Genomic DNA, 15016 nt, shown 5'->3' on the forward strand with positions numbered 1-15016 from the left:
ATACTGCCTCTGGCTCGCCCTGTCCCCGCCAGCGGTGCGTGAGATGCGAGCCCTTGTGCTTGCTCGGAACAGAGGACAGTCTTAACGCAATTGGTTATGGCGTTAACGATCGATCGCACAGAGAGGCAGGGCTGGTCATGGTTGCATCCGCGGCGGACACCGCGACGACGCGACGGGCGGGCCCACTCGCTTTCGTCATCACGGTCTTCGCCTTCATGGTCGTCATGATGGGCACCACGCTGCCCACCCCGCTGTACGCGCTCTATGCCGAGCACATGGGGTTCGACGTGCTCACCACCACCACCATCTTCGCGGCCTACGCACTGGGGGTCGTCGCGGCGCTGATCTTGTTCGGCCGCTGGTCCGATCAATTCGGCCGCCGCCCACTACTTCTCGCGGGCATCGCTTTCTCTGCTGTCGGTGCGGTGGTGTTCCTGACCGCGGGACCGGTCTGGCAGCTGATGGGTGCGCGACTGCTATCGGGTATTTCGGCGGGCATCTACGCGGGCGCTGCCACCGCTGCCGTCATCGACACGGCTCCGGTTTCGTGGCGTCACCGCGCCGCCGCGGTGGCCACTGCGGCGAACATCGGTGGGCTCGGGCTCGGAGTCCTGGCCGGTGGTCTGATCGCGGAGTACGGTTCGACGCCGCTGCGCAGCCCCTTCGTCATCGACTTGATCCTGCTGACAGCGGCGGCGGTGGGCGTGTGGTTCATCGCCGAACCGGTCGAGGTGACCAGCCGGGCCCGACCGAGAATGCAGAAGCCGGTGGTGCCCGCCGAAGCGCGCGCCACCTTCGCCCGTGCGGCGCTGGCGGCCGGGGCGGGCTTCGCGGTCATGGGATCGTTCAGCGCCATCGCCCCGTCGTTCCTGGTCCATGTCATCGGCATCGACAACCACGCGATCACCGCGCTCGTGATCGCCACCCTGTTCCTGTGTTCGGCCTCGGCGCAGATCATCGGTCGTGGGATGTCGACGCCGGTCGCGATCGTCATCGGCTGCGCGCTGCTCGCGGTGGGTGGGCTGGTTCTCATCGCCGCGCTGGCCGCCCAGGCGTTCGCGCTCATGGTGATGGGTGCGGCGTTCTGCGGCATCGGTCAGGGCTTGTCGTTCAGTAAGGGGGTCGTCGCCCTGCTCGACGCGGTCTCGGAGACTCGACGCGCGGAAGTGGTCTCGGCCTATTTTGTCGTCGCTTATCTCGCTACGTCGATTCCGGTCATCGGACAAGGGCTCGCCGCGAATCATTGGGGATTGCGCACTGCGGGTACGACCCTGGACGGAGCCATTGTTGTAGTGGCGGTTCTGGCCTTGGTTACTACCGTCATCGCCGCCCGGCGCGCGCCCGAGAAATAATCTCGCGGCGATCGAAAGATTCTGCTCGACGCAAAATCTAAAACAGGCGTTCGGTGTGCGTAGATATCGGACGCGATGCCCGTTTCCAGAAGCTCCGGAAACGGGCTTTAGTTGTTTGTCTTCGCCTGAACGGCACTCCAAAAAGCCATGTGAGCTGGTAATTGTTCATGTGAAGAATCTGCATAAGTACATTATTCAATGTGCTGAAGCTGGGCCTTGTGACTGTCGGCACCTTTGTTTTGGATTGTGATGAAGTAATTTCCCAAGAATCAGCCTGACACTATTGTTTACATATCTGACGTACCGAATGAAGCTGGTTGGGGTTATTGTTCCGTTATCCAGATGTTCGGTTTTCTCCGATCTTCTTGGTGGAGGGGATTCAGCGCAAATAGGGATGACGGTGCGAGCGGTCGGCCGTCGACCGAGAGGAAGTTATTCATGCAAGCAACAGAAACGCGCTCGGGTCCGGATGCTGTGAGATCCGGCTGGCGCGAGGTGGTGAAGTTCGACCTGCCGTCGTCGATCGTGGTCTTCCTGGTCGCGGTACCACTGTGCCTCGGCATCGCGCTGGCCTCGGGTGCCCCGGTCTACAGCGGGCTGATCTCCTCGGTGATCGCCGGCGTCCTTGGCGGGCTTCTCGGCGGATCTCCGCTGATGGTCAGTGGTCCCGCTGCGGGAATGGTCGTCGTCGTGGCGGGATTGATCACCGATCTGGGCTGGGCGGCGATGTGCGCCATCACTGTCATCGCGGGTGGCTTGCAGATCCTGCTGGGGCTCAGTCGTGTCGCCCATGTCGCGCTGGCGATCTCACCGGCGGTGGTGCACGCCATGCTGGCCGGTATCGGCGTCACCATCGTCCTCGGTCAGGTGCACGTGATTCTCGGGTCGAAGGCTAAGAGCTCGCCGATCGAGAATCTGGCCTCGATGGTCGGCGACCTCGTCGCCGCCCCGCTGTGGGAAGTTGTCGTCGGGTTGTTCACGTTCGCCATCCTGCTGCTGTGGCCGAAGCTGCCCGCGACGGTGCGCCGGGTCCCGGGACCGCTGGTCGCGATCGTGCTCGTCACGCTGGTCTCGACCCTGGCCGACCTGCCGGTCGGGCGGGTCGATATTCCCGGAAACCCGCTTGCCGCACTGTCGTTCGCGCCGCGTCTGCCCGGATCCGAGCTCGGTGCGTTCCTGATCGGGGTGCTGTCGGTGGCGCTCATCGCCAGCGTGGAGAACCTGCTCTCCGCTGTCGCTGTCGACAAGCTGCACCGGGGCCCGCGGGCCGATCTGAACCGGGAACTCATCGGGCAGGGCATCTCCAATATCGCCTGCGGCGCGGTCGGCGGACTGCCCGTCACCGGCGTAATCGTGCGTAGCTCGACCAATGTGATGGCCGGCGCGCGCACCCGCTGGTCCGCTGTGCTGCACGGGGTCTGGGTGCTCGTCTTCACCGTGGCGCTGGGTGGTCTGATCCAGAACATTCCCATGGCAGCGCTGGCGGGTCTGCTGGTCTACGTTGGCATCAAGCTCGTCGACATCGGGCACGTCCGCACCGCGCACAGGCACGGCGACCTGCCCGTCTACCTGGCGACGATCGGCGGGGTGGTGTTGCTCGATCTGATGATGGGCGTGTTCCTCGGTCTGGCTGTCGCCGCGGTGATGATGCTGTACCGCACCATGTGGTCGGGTATCCACGCCGAGGAACGAGAAGACGGGTGGCACCTCGTGATCGAGGGCTCGCTCAGCTTCCTGTCCACGCCGAAGCTGTCGGCAGTGCTGAACTCGATTCCGCCGGCAGCTGTCGTGCACGTGGATCTGGTCGCGGACTATCTCGACCATTGCGTCTTCGAGACGATCAACGACTGGCAGGAGAGCTACGAGGCAGGCGGTGGACTGGTGATAGTCCAGGAGATCGGCCACCCCTGGCTGAGCGCCGGACGGGACGGCACGCCGACCGTGCACCGCAAGACCGCCGCGGCATCGCCCGCACCGTGGATGGCGGGTTGGCCGGACTGGCAGTCGCCCGAGCTCGCCGAACTCCGGTCGGACCTGGGTGCGCCGACAACGGTCAACCCGTCACTGCAACGTGGTGTCGATACCTACCGCACGCACACCGCGGCCTCGGTGCGCCCGCTGATGAACCGGCTCTCCACCGGGCAGGCACCCAAGACGCTGCTCATCACCTGCGCCGACTCGCGCATCGTGCCGAACATGATCACCGCCAGTGGGCCGGGCGACCTGTTCGTGGTGCGCAATATCGGCAACCTCGTCCCGGTCAGCGACGCGGTGACAGGTCCCGGCTCGGTGGCCGACAGCTCGGTGGCCGCGGCCGTCGAATTCGCGGTCGAAGTCCTCGGCGTGGAGGACATCGTCGTGTGCGGGCACTCCTCGTGCGGCGCGATGACCGCGGCGCTCACCGGGGCTCCGGGGCACCTGCCCGGGCTGAACCACTGGATCGAGCAGACGCAACCCAGTGTGGCGCGCATGATCGCGGGCCTTTCCGCTCCCGCGTTGGGTCCCGGACCGGTCGAGCAGTTCGGCAGCACGGTCGATGAGCTGGCCAAACACAATGTGGCCCAACAACTCGAGCACTTGCGGACCTACCCCACCGTTGCCGCTGCCGAGCGCGCGGGGCGGCTGCGTCTGGCCGGGATGTACTTCGACATCGCTACGGCTGGCGTGTATCTCATCGACCAGCACGCAGTGCAGCCCGGCTGAGGGCGGCCGACCCGGTCACCTGATTCGATGCCCGGCCCGCCGATATCGGTGGGCCGGGCATCGGTCTGTGCGGTCCTCGGTGTCAGGCGGTCGCCGCGACCGGGGCCGCGGCGATCATCCAGTTGCTGAACTCGTCGGCCAGGTGCCACTGGTGCTGGTGGATGAGCCGGTCGGGCAGATTGCCCGGGAACTGCACCGTCAGTAGGGCTTCGAGAGTGCCGTCTCGGTCGCGGAACTGGTGGCGGACGCCGCCGATGACCAGGCCGTCGTCGAGCAGGGCCTGGCCCGCCACCTGGATGGGGTAGTCGGGAGCGACGGGGATGGTCAGCGCTTCGGTTCTGGTGTAGTCGACGAGGAACCGCGAGGCCGTGGGCGAGCCGCCGGTTGTTTCGACGACTTCCTGACGGCCGTCGGGCAGGCCGCGCAACAGGTAGTGGTCCGGGGTGGCGGCCACCATGTCGACCTCGGCGTCGGTGATGGTCAGGTCGTTGAACCAGTCGGCGAATCGCTGCGCGGAGTAGTGGGGGACTTCGAGGCGGGTGACCGAGTACTTGGCTCGGCCCCGGCTGGTGGCGACCCCGATTCGTGCCATCCGGTCCGAGATCGCCAGATCGCGCTTGAGCATGGCGTAGATCCCCGCGTGACCCAGCTCGGTCTTCATGGCAGTGAGGGCCTCGCGCTGGACGTCGAGGGGCGCGTCGAGCGCCCTGCCGATCGTGAAATCGGGCAGGAGTTCGGCTACTCCGCGGTGCCCCAGGCGCGCGGCGAACCTCTTGAGCACCGCTTCGGCGCGCCGCGCTTCCCAGGCGCGCACCTGCTGGCGTGTGACGTTCTCCGCGCCGAGGAATGTTCGGATTTCGATGGGATCGTCCATGTCGACTACCTCTCATTAAAGCTATTGAAACTTGCATTAAGACTGCCGTCCTGCGCCTGGAAACGCAAGTTCGTGTGGCGTTAATTATGCGCAGACCGTTGACAACGTGACGGCGGTAACGGAAGCTGTGTTATCGCAAGTTGAACTGGCTTTAAATCGAAGGGAATTGGTCAATGCTGACCAGAAGAAGCTTCATCGTCCGTGCCGCCGGGGTGACGGCCGCCACCGCGGCGGTCGCCTATGCCGGTGCGGGAACCACTTTCGCCGACCCTGGTCCGTCGGCAGCCGGACTGCGGACATACATCGACGGCCGCTTGGTCGAGCAGGGCAGGGTCGTCGAGTGGGAACGGCGGCGGCTCTCGGTCGCCGCTGCGCGGCTGCGCAAGGACTACGTCGGCCTGCTGACCGGTGAACTCGACTCACTGCTCGCCCGCTTCGCGATCGACGTCGACGACATCCCCGCCGCCCGAGCGGTGCTGGCACAGGCTCGCGTGCTGATCGGCTCCAGCGGACTGCGTGAGCTGCTCGCCGGTGAGCTCGTCGCCTCCGAGGCCGCCACCCGTGCCACGCTAGCGGCCTCGGGTGGACGCTGGGCCGTGTCGACTGTCGAGATCGCCAGTGATCGTGGCACCGCGCAGGGCTTCATCGACACGTTCGACCGGGCGCGGGTGAGCAACGATCAGGCGTTCTGGACCGACGCCTGCCCGGACCACTACATCATCGCCACCATGCCCGACGGGCGGCAGGAGGTCGTCGAGGTGACCGGTGGGGCCATGCTCGCCAGCCGGTTCCTCGTCGAGTACACCGACCCGGCGAAGGTGGTGGTCGCCGCGGATCCGGCCTACCCGTTCGCGGTCGCCGGCGCGGCCAGGCTCGCCGACGGTGAACTCATCGGTGGGGTCTGCCATCAGTTCCGTGACGAACCCGGCGGTGGGTTCCGCAGTCAGCTGAAAGTCGCGTTTCCCGCGGCGGTGCCCGGTTTGTACATCAGCGAGCACCAGTGGCATCTCGCGACCGAATTCGGCAACTGGATCGAGGCATACCTGCGCTGATCCGGATGGGGCCGGACGCACCGGGCCCATCGATCGGCATTGGGCATACGGCACGGCCGTCGAGTAGAACTGGACCATGGATCAGAGTGGACTCGATGCCGACGAACAGTCGGTGACACCCCCGGCTCCGCGTAAGCGGACCGGGGGACGTTCGGCGCGGGTGCGCGACGCTGTTCTGACCGCGACCTTGGAGCAGGTGACCGAGCACGGCATCGAGGGGTTGACCATCGGTGACGTCGCGGCCCGCGCCGGTGTCGCCGAGACGACGATCTATCGCCGCTGGGGCACCCGGACGGCGTTGATCGCCGAGGCGGTCACCGAGCTCGCCGCCGTCGGTAATCCCGCGCCGGACACCGGCAACTTGCGATCGGATCTGGCGGTGCTGGCCGGACAGGTTTCCGACCTGATCTCGCGTCCGGGGATGGCGCGGCTGGTGGGCACCACCGTGGCTCTGTCCTCCGATCCGGAGGTCGACGCCGCGCGCCGCAAATTCTGGAACGATCGCTTCGAGCGCAGCTCCCAGGTGATCACGAACGCGGTGGCGCGCGGTGAACTCCCGGCATCGGTGAATCCGCGCGCTGTGCTCGAAACCCTTTCCGCACCACTGTATTTCAGGCTCTTGGTCGGAGAACAGGCGATCGACGACGTGTTCATCGCACGCTGCATCGACGACACCCTCGCTCTCCATGGCGAACGGACCTGAGGACAGTCACGCTTCGCGAACGGATCAAGTCGGTGTGAAGCCCGCACCCCCCTTCCGTGTGGGCTTCACACCGAATCTCATCGGGCAGGGGCGGTGGCGAGCGCGACCGTGAGATCTGCTCCGGTGGCGGCTCGAACGTCGGATTCGCTGACGCCCGGCGCCATTTCGACAAGTGTCAGCCCGTCGGGGCCGATGTCGAGCACGGCCATCTCGGTGATGATCCGGTGCACGCAACCCAACCCGGTCAGCGGCAGGGTGCACTGCTCGACGATCTTGGGTTCGCCACTGCGGGAACGGTGTTCCATCATCACGATCACCCGTTTCGCGCCGTGGACCAGGTCCATCGCGCCACCCATGCCTTTGACCATCTTGCCCGGAATCATCCAGTTCGCCAGGTCACCGTGGGCGCTGACCTGCATCGCGCCCAGCACGGCGACGTCGACGCAGCCGCCGCGGATCATCCCGAAGGACTGCGACGAGTCGAAGTAGGAGGCACCGGGCAGGACGGTGATCGTCTCCTTGCCCGCGTTGATCAGCTCGGGATCGACTTCGTCCTCGGTCGGGTAGGGCCCGACGCCCAGGACGCCGTTCTCCGAATGCAGTACGACCGTGACATCCTCGGGCAGGTAGTTCGGCACCAACGTCGGCATCCCGATACCGAGGTTGACGTACTGGCCGTCACTGAGCTCGGCAGCCACCCGGGCCGCCAACTCCTGGCGTGTCCACGTCATGCGCGCACCGTCCTGTTCTCGATTCCGACCTCGACTGCGCCCACGTGCACCACGCGCTGCACATGGATGCCGGGGGTGTGTACTTCGTCCGGATCCAGTTCGCCCGGCTCCACCAACTGCTCGACCTGGGCGATGGTGATCCGGCCCGCCGTGGCAGCGGGCGGATTGAAGTTGCGCGCGCTGCGCCGGTAGACGAGGTTGCCGTGACGGTCGCCCTTCCAGGCGTGGACCAGCGCGAAATCGGTGACGATCGCGTGTTCGAGCACATAGTGCACCCCGCCGAACACCCGCGTCTCCTTCGGGGGACTGGCCAGCGCGATCCCGCCGTCGCCGTCGTAGCGCAGCGGCAGGCCGCCGTCGGCGACCTGTGTACCGACACCCGCAGGGGTATAGAACGCCGGAATGCCCGCACCGCCCGCCCGCATCCGCTCGGCCAGGGTGCCCTGCGGCGTCAGTTCCACTTCGAGCTCGCCGGCGAGGAACTGACGTGCGAACTCCGCGTTCGATCCGACGTAGGAGCTGGTCGTGCGGCGGATCCGGCGCGCTTCGAGGAGCACGCCCAATCCGACGCCAGCGGTGCCGCAGTTGTTGCTGACGACCTCGAGATCGGTGGCGCCGTGGGCGAGTACGGCGTCGATGAGTACCTGCGGCACGCCGACCAGGCCGAATCCGCCGACCGCGAACGACGCGCCGTCCTGAATATCGGCGACGGCCTCGGCGGCCGTCGCAATGACTTTGTCCATCACGCCAGCGATGCTAGCCGAGATGTTCGCAATACGCACTCACGTTCGCATAGCGAACACTTGCGTAGGCCGGAGTTGTGGACGTAGCGTGTTCGCAATACGGACTTGTGTTCGCATCATGAACAAGTGTTCTTCGTGCATGCCGAGCCTCGTGCCGGGCCGTCGCGACGTAGCCTCGGGCCCGGCTCGGTGCACCGACGTTCGCCGCGGGGTGGACGCCATCGGGCCCAGTGGGAGAAGGAGTTACGGCAGCCATGACAGAACCGTCGCCGGATTACGTGCAGTCCCTCGCGCGCGGCCTCGCCGTCATTCGGGCCTTCGATGCGGAGCATCCACGGCGCACCCTCAGCGAGGTCGCCCAGGCCACCGATCTGACCCGGGCCACCGCCCGGCGTTTCCTGCTCACCCTGGTCGAGCTCGGCTATGTGCGCTCGGACGGAAACCAGTTCTGGCTCACGCCGCGCGTGCTCGAGCTCGGGTACAGCTTCTTGTCCAGCCTGAGCCTGCCCGATCTGGCGGGCCCGCACCTCGAGGCGCTGGCCGAGAAGGTTCGTGAGTCGACCTCGGTGTCGATTTTGGACGGCACCGACATCGTCTACGTGGCCCGTGTCCCCGTCAGCCGGATCATGACCGTGTCGATCAACATCGGGACCCGTTTCCCCGCCTACGCCACCTCGATGGGCCGGGTCCTGCTCGCCGACCTCGACACCGACGCGCTGGAGAACTACCTGGCGAAGGTCGACTTGACGCCCCTCACCGACATGACGGTCACCACGAAACGACAACTGCGCGCCGAGCTGGCCCAAGTCCGCGCAGATGGCTACTGCGTCGTCGACCAGGAACTCGAGCACGGTCTGCGGTCGATGGCGGCGCCCGTGCGCGACCAGCACGGTGTGGTCGTCGCCGCGGTGAACATCTCCACCCAGGCCGCCCGATACACGCTCGGCGAGGTGCGCGACTCCCTGGTTCCCGCCCTGCTCGAGACCGGTGCCGCGATCGAGCGCGACCTCACCCGGATCCGATCCACCACCTGACACCTACGAGGAAGAGCTATGCCCGAAGCTGTTATCTGCGAACCACTGCGAACCCCGGTCGGACGATTCGGCGGGGTGTTCAAAGACATCGCCCCGCAAGACCTCGCCGCGGCCGTGATCACCGAACTGATCGCCCGCACCGGACTCGACGCCGCGACCGTCGACGACGTCATCCTCGGGCAGTCCTCGCCCAACGGCGAGGCGCCCGCGATCGGCCGCATCGCCGCGCTGGACGCGGGCCTGGGGATCGGCGTACCCGGCATCCAGGTGGACCGGCGCTGCGGGTCGGGTCTGCAGGCAGTGCTGCAAGCCTGCATGCAGGTGCAATCGGGCGGCAGCGATCTCGTCCTGGCGGGCGGCGTGGAATCCATGAGCCGCACCGAGTTCTACGCCACCGACATCCGCTGGGGCATCCGTGGCGACGGGCCGGTGTTGCACGACCGCCTCGCGCGTGCGCGAATCACCGCTGGCGGCAGGAACTTTCCGGTCGCCGGCGGCATGATCGAAACCGCGGAGAACCTGCGCGCGCAGTTCGCCATCAGCCGCGCGGACCAGGACGCGCTCGCCGTGCAGTCGCACCAGCGTGCCGTCGCCGCGCAACGTGATGGTCGCTTCGAGGCGGAGCTGGTGGGTGTCGCTGTGCCGCAACGTAAGCGGGAGCCACTGCTGGTGCGCACCGATGAGCATCCACGAGCCGATACCGACCTCGATACGCTGGGCAAGCTGCGCCCGATCCGTCTCGGCATCGATCCCGAATCCACGGTGACCGCCGGAAATTCCAGCGGTCAGAACGACGGCGCGGCCGTCTGCATCGTGACGACACCGCAGCGTGCGCAGGCACTCGGGCTGCGCCCCATCGCTCGACTGGCGTCGTGGGCGGTCGCGGGCGTACCGCCGTCCACCATGGGTATCGGACCGGTACCCGCGACCGAAAAAGCGCTCGCACGAATAGATCTCACACTCGACGACCTGGACGTGATCGAACTCAACGAGGCCTTCGCCGCACAGACACTGGCCGTCCTGCGGACCTGGAAGATCGAACCCGACGACCCGCGCGTCAACCCCAACGGCTCGGGAATCTCCCTCGGTCACCCGGTCGGCGCTACCGGCGCCAGAATCCTGGCCACCCTGCTGCACGAACTGGCCCGCCGCGAAGGCCGCTACGGCCTCGAAACGATGTGCATCGGCGGCGGACAGGGGCTGGCGGCCGTATTCGAACGCCTCTGATCCATTCGGGACCCGGTCGCGACTAGCTCTCGCGGCCGGGTTTTACCGCGGGTGGTCGCACGATGTTGGCACCGAGTAGATCCAGTGCGTCGACCGCATTCGTCACGCGCAGGGGCGATTCGGTGTCGGTCTCACCGAGCTGTGCGGCGACCCATGCCCGGGTGGGGCCGGATTCGTGGCGGCCCGCGACGAACCACACGCCGCGCGCGGGTTCGCTCGACTGGTTGACGTACATGTGCGGCCGGGTGGAATCGAAGCACAGCGAGTCGCCCGCGCCGATGGTGTACCTGTCGAAATCGAGCAGCAGCGTCAGCTCCCCGGTGAACAGGTAGGCGTACTCGGTTCCGGAGTGGCGCATCGGCATTCGGTCCACCGAGCTCGCGGCACCCGGCTCGTAGGTGACCAGCAGGGCGTCGACGCCCGCGTCCGGGTCGAGCGCGAGCTTTTCCCACCGGACCCCGTTGGCCATCTCGAGCACCGGGTTGTCCGCGGCGCGTTGAACCACTCCGGTGGATCGGCTCGTGCCCGAGTGTCCGGCCGGTTCGGCGGTGGGCTCGGCGCGGCCGTACCGCAGGCCCAGGAGATCATCGAGGGAGACCTCGAGATGGTTGACGAGGGCGTAGAGGGTGCTCACCGACGGCTGGGACTTGTTGTTCTCGATCTGGGAGAGCTGGCTGGCGGAGATGCCCGCCGCGGCCGCCAACCCGCGCAGGCTCGAACCCCGATCCAGACGCGCCTGCTTCAATGCCGGCCCGATCCTGTCCTGCATCAGCGCACCTCTGTCCACTCGCCGAAACGAAATCAACTATCAGTGAACACTACGGGTTCACTATGGATGAACACTACCTGCGGCGCGTGGTGGATTCGGACAGTCCCGTCTCGACGTGCTGTTTCGCGGGAAACTTGCCTCCCGAGGTGCATGTTCTCGGTGGTTAGAACATCGGCGGCGAGTCTCCTCGATGTGGCGACCGTTGTTCCGTGGTTGACATCACTCTCTATATGTTTAATGATACTGAACACATTCACGGTGGCTTCAGCCCCGTTCCCCGTCATCGACGACGAAGGAGACTCGTGTCTTTCCCGATTGCGCGACTTCGGTCGACCTGCTTTTCTCCGCCTCTCACCACCGCTCACCGATTCGCGGCGACCGTCTGCGTAGCGGGGGAGGGGACGTGCTGATCGGATTCGCGGGCCTGGGCCGAATGGGCAGGCCGATGGCCGCCCACCTGGCCGCGGCAGGGCACACCGTTCTCGCCTATGACCCCCATGTCGAGCAAGCGCCCGAGGGGGTCGGTCTCGCCGACTTCCCCGACGCGCTGGCCGCCGCCGCGTTGACGATCAGCATGCTGCCCGATGGTGAATCCACGCGGGGCCTGGTGATCGAGGGTCTGCGCACTGTCGCGCCCGGCCACCTGCACATCGTGATGGGTACCGTCGGCCCTGAGGTCGTGCGCGAACTCGCCGACCTGCCGCACCTAGCGGTGATCGATGCGCCGGTGTCGGGCAGTGTGTCGATGGCCGAAACCGCCGCCATCACCACGATGGTCGGCGCCACGCCCGAACAGTTCGAGCGGGCACGACCGGTCCTGGCCGCGATGACCACCGCCCAGTTCCACGCCGGACCGGTCGGCTCGGGGTCCACGGCCAAACTCGCGGTCAACGCGGTCCTGGCCGGGCTGAGTCAGGCTGTCGCAGAAGGACTTCTGCTCGCCGAAGCCGGTGCCCTCGACCCTGCCACGTTCTACGACATCCTGCGCAACAGCGCGGCGGGCGCCCCGTATGTCGGCTACAAGCAGCAGGCCTACCTCGCGCCGGAGTCGACGCCGGTCGCGGCGCCGGTATCGCTGATCCGCAAGGACCTCGGCCTGGCTCTCGCGCTGGCCCACAGTCACCGGCTGATTCTGCCCGGGTCCGAAGCCGCGTTCGCCGTACTCGACGATGCCGTGGCCACCGGGCTGGGTCAGGCCGACATGGCCGAGGTCCTCACCGTCCTGCGCCGCCGCAACGGCGTGATGTTGCGTGAAACCCTGTCCACCGCACCACAGACCGGAGCCCTCTCATGACCGATACTCTCGCCACGGCTGAGATCGAATCGACCATCCGCTCGCTCGAAGACGCTCGCTACGCCGCGGTGGTGGCAGGCGACATCGAAGGCTTCGCCGCGTTCGCGCACCCCGAGTTGCTCTACACGCACTCCAACGCCGTGGTCGACACCCTCGACAGCTACCTGGAGAAACTGCGCACCGGCTTCTACGTCTACCACCGGATCGAGCACCCGGTACACAAGATCGTCGTCGTCGGCGACACCGTACTGGTCTCCGGTGAGATGCGCGCCGACATCACCGCCGGTGGGGTGCGCAAACAACTCGCCAACAGCGCGCTCGCGGTCTGGGTGCGCGACGGCGATCGGTGGCTGCTGCTGGGCTACGGACCCACGGTCATCCCGGGAGCGATCTGATGACCCAGTTCACCTACGACGGCCTGCCGGGCCGGGTCGTCTTCGGCGCCGGCGCCGCGCGCACCAAGTTGCTCACCGAGCTCGACCTGCTCGGCGCGCGCCGCGTGCTGCTCATCGCCACCGATGCCGAGAACGGCACCGCGACACAGCTGTGCGCACCGTTCGCCGATCGGGTGGTCGCGACCTTCTCCGAGGTTCGTCCCCATGTGCCCGCCGAGGTCGCCGAGCTCGCCCGCAAGGTCGCACTCGACGCCGACGCCGACGTGGTGCTGTCGGTGGGCGGCGGCTCGACGACGGGAACGGCCAAGATCGTCGCCCTGACCACCGGTCTGCCGGTGCTCGCTGTGCCGACGACTTATGCCGGCTCCGAAGTCACCCCGGTGTGGGGTCTGACCGAGCGTGGGCGCAAGACCACCGGGACCGATCGGCGGGTGTTGCCCAAGACCGTCGTCTACGACCCGGAGCTGACTCTTACTCTGCCGGTGGAACTTTCGGTCGCCAGCGGACTCAACGCGGTGGCGCACTGTGTCGAGGCCTTCTGGGCGCCACGGCGAAGCCCGGTGTCCAGCGCGGTCGCCGAAGACGGCATCCGTCACTTGGTGAACGGGCTGACCACCATCGCGTCCACCCCGACCGGCCTGGCCAGTCGCGGTGAACTACTGCTCGGCGCCTACCTGGCCGGATCGGCGTTCGCCGTCGCCGGATCCGGGCTGCACCACAAGATCTGCCACGTCCTCGGCGGGGCGTTCGACCTGCCCCACGCCCACACCCACGCCATCGTGCTGCCCTACGTACTGGCTTACAACGCTCCCAACGCGAGCGAGGCCACCGACCGGATCGGCCGTGCGCTCGGGCGAGTCGACATCGTCGCCGGACTGCGTGAACTGGGTGGTGAGGTCGGTGTACCGGCGGGGCTACGTGAGCTCGGCATGGACGAGTCCGGCATCGACGACGTGATCGACGACATCCTGGCGATCGCTCCCGCCGACAACCCCACACCCGTCACTCCGGACGGACTCCGCGCGATCCTGCACGGCGCGTGGGCGGGATCCGAACCCACCGGGCCGACGGCATGAGCGGCGACCCGGCTACCGCCGTCGACAAGGAACAAGCCGTCACCGAGGAGGTGCTGGCCAGCTTCGACGCCACCCCCGATCCTCGGCTGCGCGAAGTGATGCACAGTCTCGTGCGCCACCTGCACTCCTTCGCCCGCGACGTTCGGCTCACCGAACACGAGTGGGAGTCGGCTATCGAATTCCTCACTCGCGCAGGACATATCACCGACAGTCGGCGTCAGGAATTCATTCTGCTCTCCGATGTGCTCGGCCTGTCGATGCTCACGGTCGCCATCAACGAACCCGCCGAGCCCGGCGCTACCGAGTCGACGGTGTTCGGTCCGTTCTTCGTCGATTCCGCACCGGAGATTCCGCTCGGGGGCGATATCGCCCGCGGCGCGAAGGGCCTACCCTGCTACGTCTCGGGCCAGGTGCGCACCACCGGTGGCGAACCGATCGAGGGGGCGCGCATCGAAGTGTGGGAAGCCGACTCCGACGGCTTCTACGACGTCCAGTACACCGACGACCGCTCGGCCGGTCGCGGCTGGCTGCGCTCGGGTGCGAACGGCGAATACCGATTCTGGTCGGTACTGCCCGCGCCGTATCCGATTCCCCACGACGGCCCGGTCGGCGACCTGCTGACCGCCACCGCCCGCGGCCCGATGCGCCCCGCGCATCTGCACTACATGGTCACCGCACCGGATTTCCGGCCACTGATCACCCATATCTTCGTCGCGGGCGACCCCTACCTCGACTGCGACGCGGTGTTCGGCGTGAAGGAGAACCTCGTCGTCGAGGCCGTCCACCACGCCGACACCACCGCTCCTGACGGGACGCATCCGCCGGACGGCTGGACGAGCATCACGTTCGACCTGGTGCTGGCCACCCACGACGGCAGCTAGCGCCCCGTCACACACACGACCGGACCCGTCGAGGTCCGGATCGAACGGCACCGCCATGCCTGTCGCCGGATTACACACCGGCAGGCGATGACTCGGTGCCGGTTCCACCCGTGCAGCGAACACCCGTTCCCTGCAATTCGAAGATCACTGCTGCCCGGGCACGACCCCCAGCAGCTCACACT

General features: G+C 66.8%; 14 protein-coding genes. 10 read left to right on the top strand and 4 right to left on the bottom strand.

Annotation, left to right across the window (positions count from 1 at the left end; genetic code table 11):
• The first annotated feature begins 137 nt into the window (after nucleotides 1-137).
• Together ACFQ9R_RS21745 and ACFQ9R_RS21750 are read left to right on the top strand one after the other, a co-directional pair.
• Nucleotides 138-1352, top strand: a complete 1215-nt coding sequence (locus ACFQ9R_RS21745; RefSeq protein WP_378992802.1) for an MFS transporter — start codon at nucleotides 138-140, stop codon at nucleotides 1350-1352.
• Nucleotides 1353-1790: 438 nt separating this feature from the next.
• Nucleotides 1791-4055, top strand: coding sequence for a SulP family inorganic anion transporter (locus ACFQ9R_RS21750; protein ID WP_378992803.1), 2265 nt, complete (start codon nucleotides 1791-1793; stop codon nucleotides 4053-4055).
• 82 nt (nucleotides 4056-4137) lie between these two features.
• Here ACFQ9R_RS21750 and ACFQ9R_RS21755 read toward each other — a convergent pair whose 3' ends face one another.
• Complete coding sequence (locus ACFQ9R_RS21755; RefSeq protein WP_378992804.1) at nucleotides 4138-4929, bottom strand: hypothetical protein; 792 nt, start codon at nucleotides 4927-4929, stop codon at nucleotides 4138-4140.
• Between the two features lie 173 nt (nucleotides 4930-5102).
• On the opposite strand from ACFQ9R_RS21755, the gene ACFQ9R_RS21760 reads away from it, so the two are divergent.
• On the top strand, nucleotides 5103-5981 hold the full coding sequence (locus tag ACFQ9R_RS21760) for a hypothetical protein (protein WP_378992806.1): 879 nt from the start codon (nucleotides 5103-5105) through the stop codon (nucleotides 5979-5981).
• A 76-nt stretch (nucleotides 5982-6057) separates the two neighbouring features.
• Nucleotides 6058-6684, top strand: a complete 627-nt coding sequence (locus tag ACFQ9R_RS21765; protein ID WP_378992807.1) for a TetR/AcrR family transcriptional regulator — start codon at nucleotides 6058-6060, stop codon at nucleotides 6682-6684.
• A gap of 77 nt (nucleotides 6685-6761) precedes the next feature.
• On the opposite strand, the gene ACFQ9R_RS21770 is transcribed toward ACFQ9R_RS21765, so the two are convergent.
• A complete protein-coding gene (locus tag ACFQ9R_RS21770) occupies nucleotides 6762-7415 on the bottom strand; it encodes a CoA transferase subunit B (RefSeq protein WP_378992809.1) in 654 nt (217 codons plus the stop codon).
• Complete coding sequence (locus tag ACFQ9R_RS21775) at nucleotides 7412-8158, bottom strand: CoA transferase subunit A (protein ID WP_378992811.1); 747 nt, start codon at nucleotides 8156-8158, stop codon at nucleotides 7412-7414. The genes ACFQ9R_RS21770 and ACFQ9R_RS21775 overlap by 4 nt, the downstream gene beginning before the upstream one ends.
• 254 nt (nucleotides 8159-8412) lie before the next feature.
• Here ACFQ9R_RS21775 and ACFQ9R_RS21780 point away from each other — a divergent pair, with 254 nt between their 5' ends.
• The gene (locus ACFQ9R_RS21780; protein ID WP_378992813.1) at nucleotides 8413-9192 is read left to right on the top strand and encodes an IclR family transcriptional regulator; all 780 of its coding nucleotides are present in this window, start codon (nucleotides 8413-8415) and stop codon (nucleotides 9190-9192) included.
• Between the two features lie 18 nt (nucleotides 9193-9210).
• The gene (locus ACFQ9R_RS21785; RefSeq protein WP_378992815.1) at nucleotides 9211-10419 is read left to right on the top strand and encodes an acetyl-CoA C-acetyltransferase; all 1209 of its coding nucleotides are present in this window, start codon (nucleotides 9211-9213) and stop codon (nucleotides 10417-10419) included.
• A 22-nt stretch (nucleotides 10420-10441) separates the two neighbouring features.
• Here the strand turns inward: ACFQ9R_RS21785 and ACFQ9R_RS21790 are convergent, their stop codons facing one another.
• Nucleotides 10442-11188, bottom strand: a complete 747-nt coding sequence (locus ACFQ9R_RS21790) for a helix-turn-helix domain-containing protein (RefSeq protein ID WP_378992817.1) — start codon at nucleotides 11186-11188, stop codon at nucleotides 10442-10444.
• 403 nt (nucleotides 11189-11591) lie between these two features.
• On the opposite strand from ACFQ9R_RS21790, the gene ACFQ9R_RS21795 reads away from it, so the two are divergent.
• From ACFQ9R_RS21795 to ACFQ9R_RS21810, 4 genes are read left to right on the top strand one after another with little or no spacing between them, the layout of a single operon-like run.
• Nucleotides 11592-12482, top strand: a complete 891-nt coding sequence (locus tag ACFQ9R_RS21795; protein WP_378992819.1) for an NAD(P)-dependent oxidoreductase — start codon at nucleotides 11592-11594, stop codon at nucleotides 12480-12482.
• Nucleotides 12479-12877, top strand: a complete 399-nt coding sequence (locus ACFQ9R_RS21800) for a nuclear transport factor 2 family protein (protein WP_378992821.1) — start codon at nucleotides 12479-12481, stop codon at nucleotides 12875-12877. The genes ACFQ9R_RS21795 and ACFQ9R_RS21800 overlap by 4 nt, the downstream gene beginning before the upstream one ends.
• Entirely contained in the window at nucleotides 12877-13953 is a 1077-nt protein-coding gene (locus tag ACFQ9R_RS21805) for a maleylacetate reductase (RefSeq protein ID WP_378992823.1), read from the top strand. The genes ACFQ9R_RS21800 and ACFQ9R_RS21805 overlap by 1 nt, the downstream gene beginning before the upstream one ends.
• Nucleotides 13917-14834 (top strand): intradiol ring-cleavage dioxygenase, encoded by a 918-nt coding sequence (locus ACFQ9R_RS21810; protein ID WP_378992825.1) that lies wholly within the window; start codon nucleotides 13917-13919, stop codon nucleotides 14832-14834. The genes ACFQ9R_RS21805 and ACFQ9R_RS21810 overlap by 37 nt, the downstream gene beginning before the upstream one ends.
• The last annotated feature ends 182 nt before the right edge of the window (nucleotides 14835-15016 follow it).

This window comes from Nocardia sp. NPDC056541 (genome assembly GCF_042794235.1).
GTDB lineage: Bacteria > Actinomycetota > Actinomycetes > Mycobacteriales > Mycobacteriaceae > Nocardia.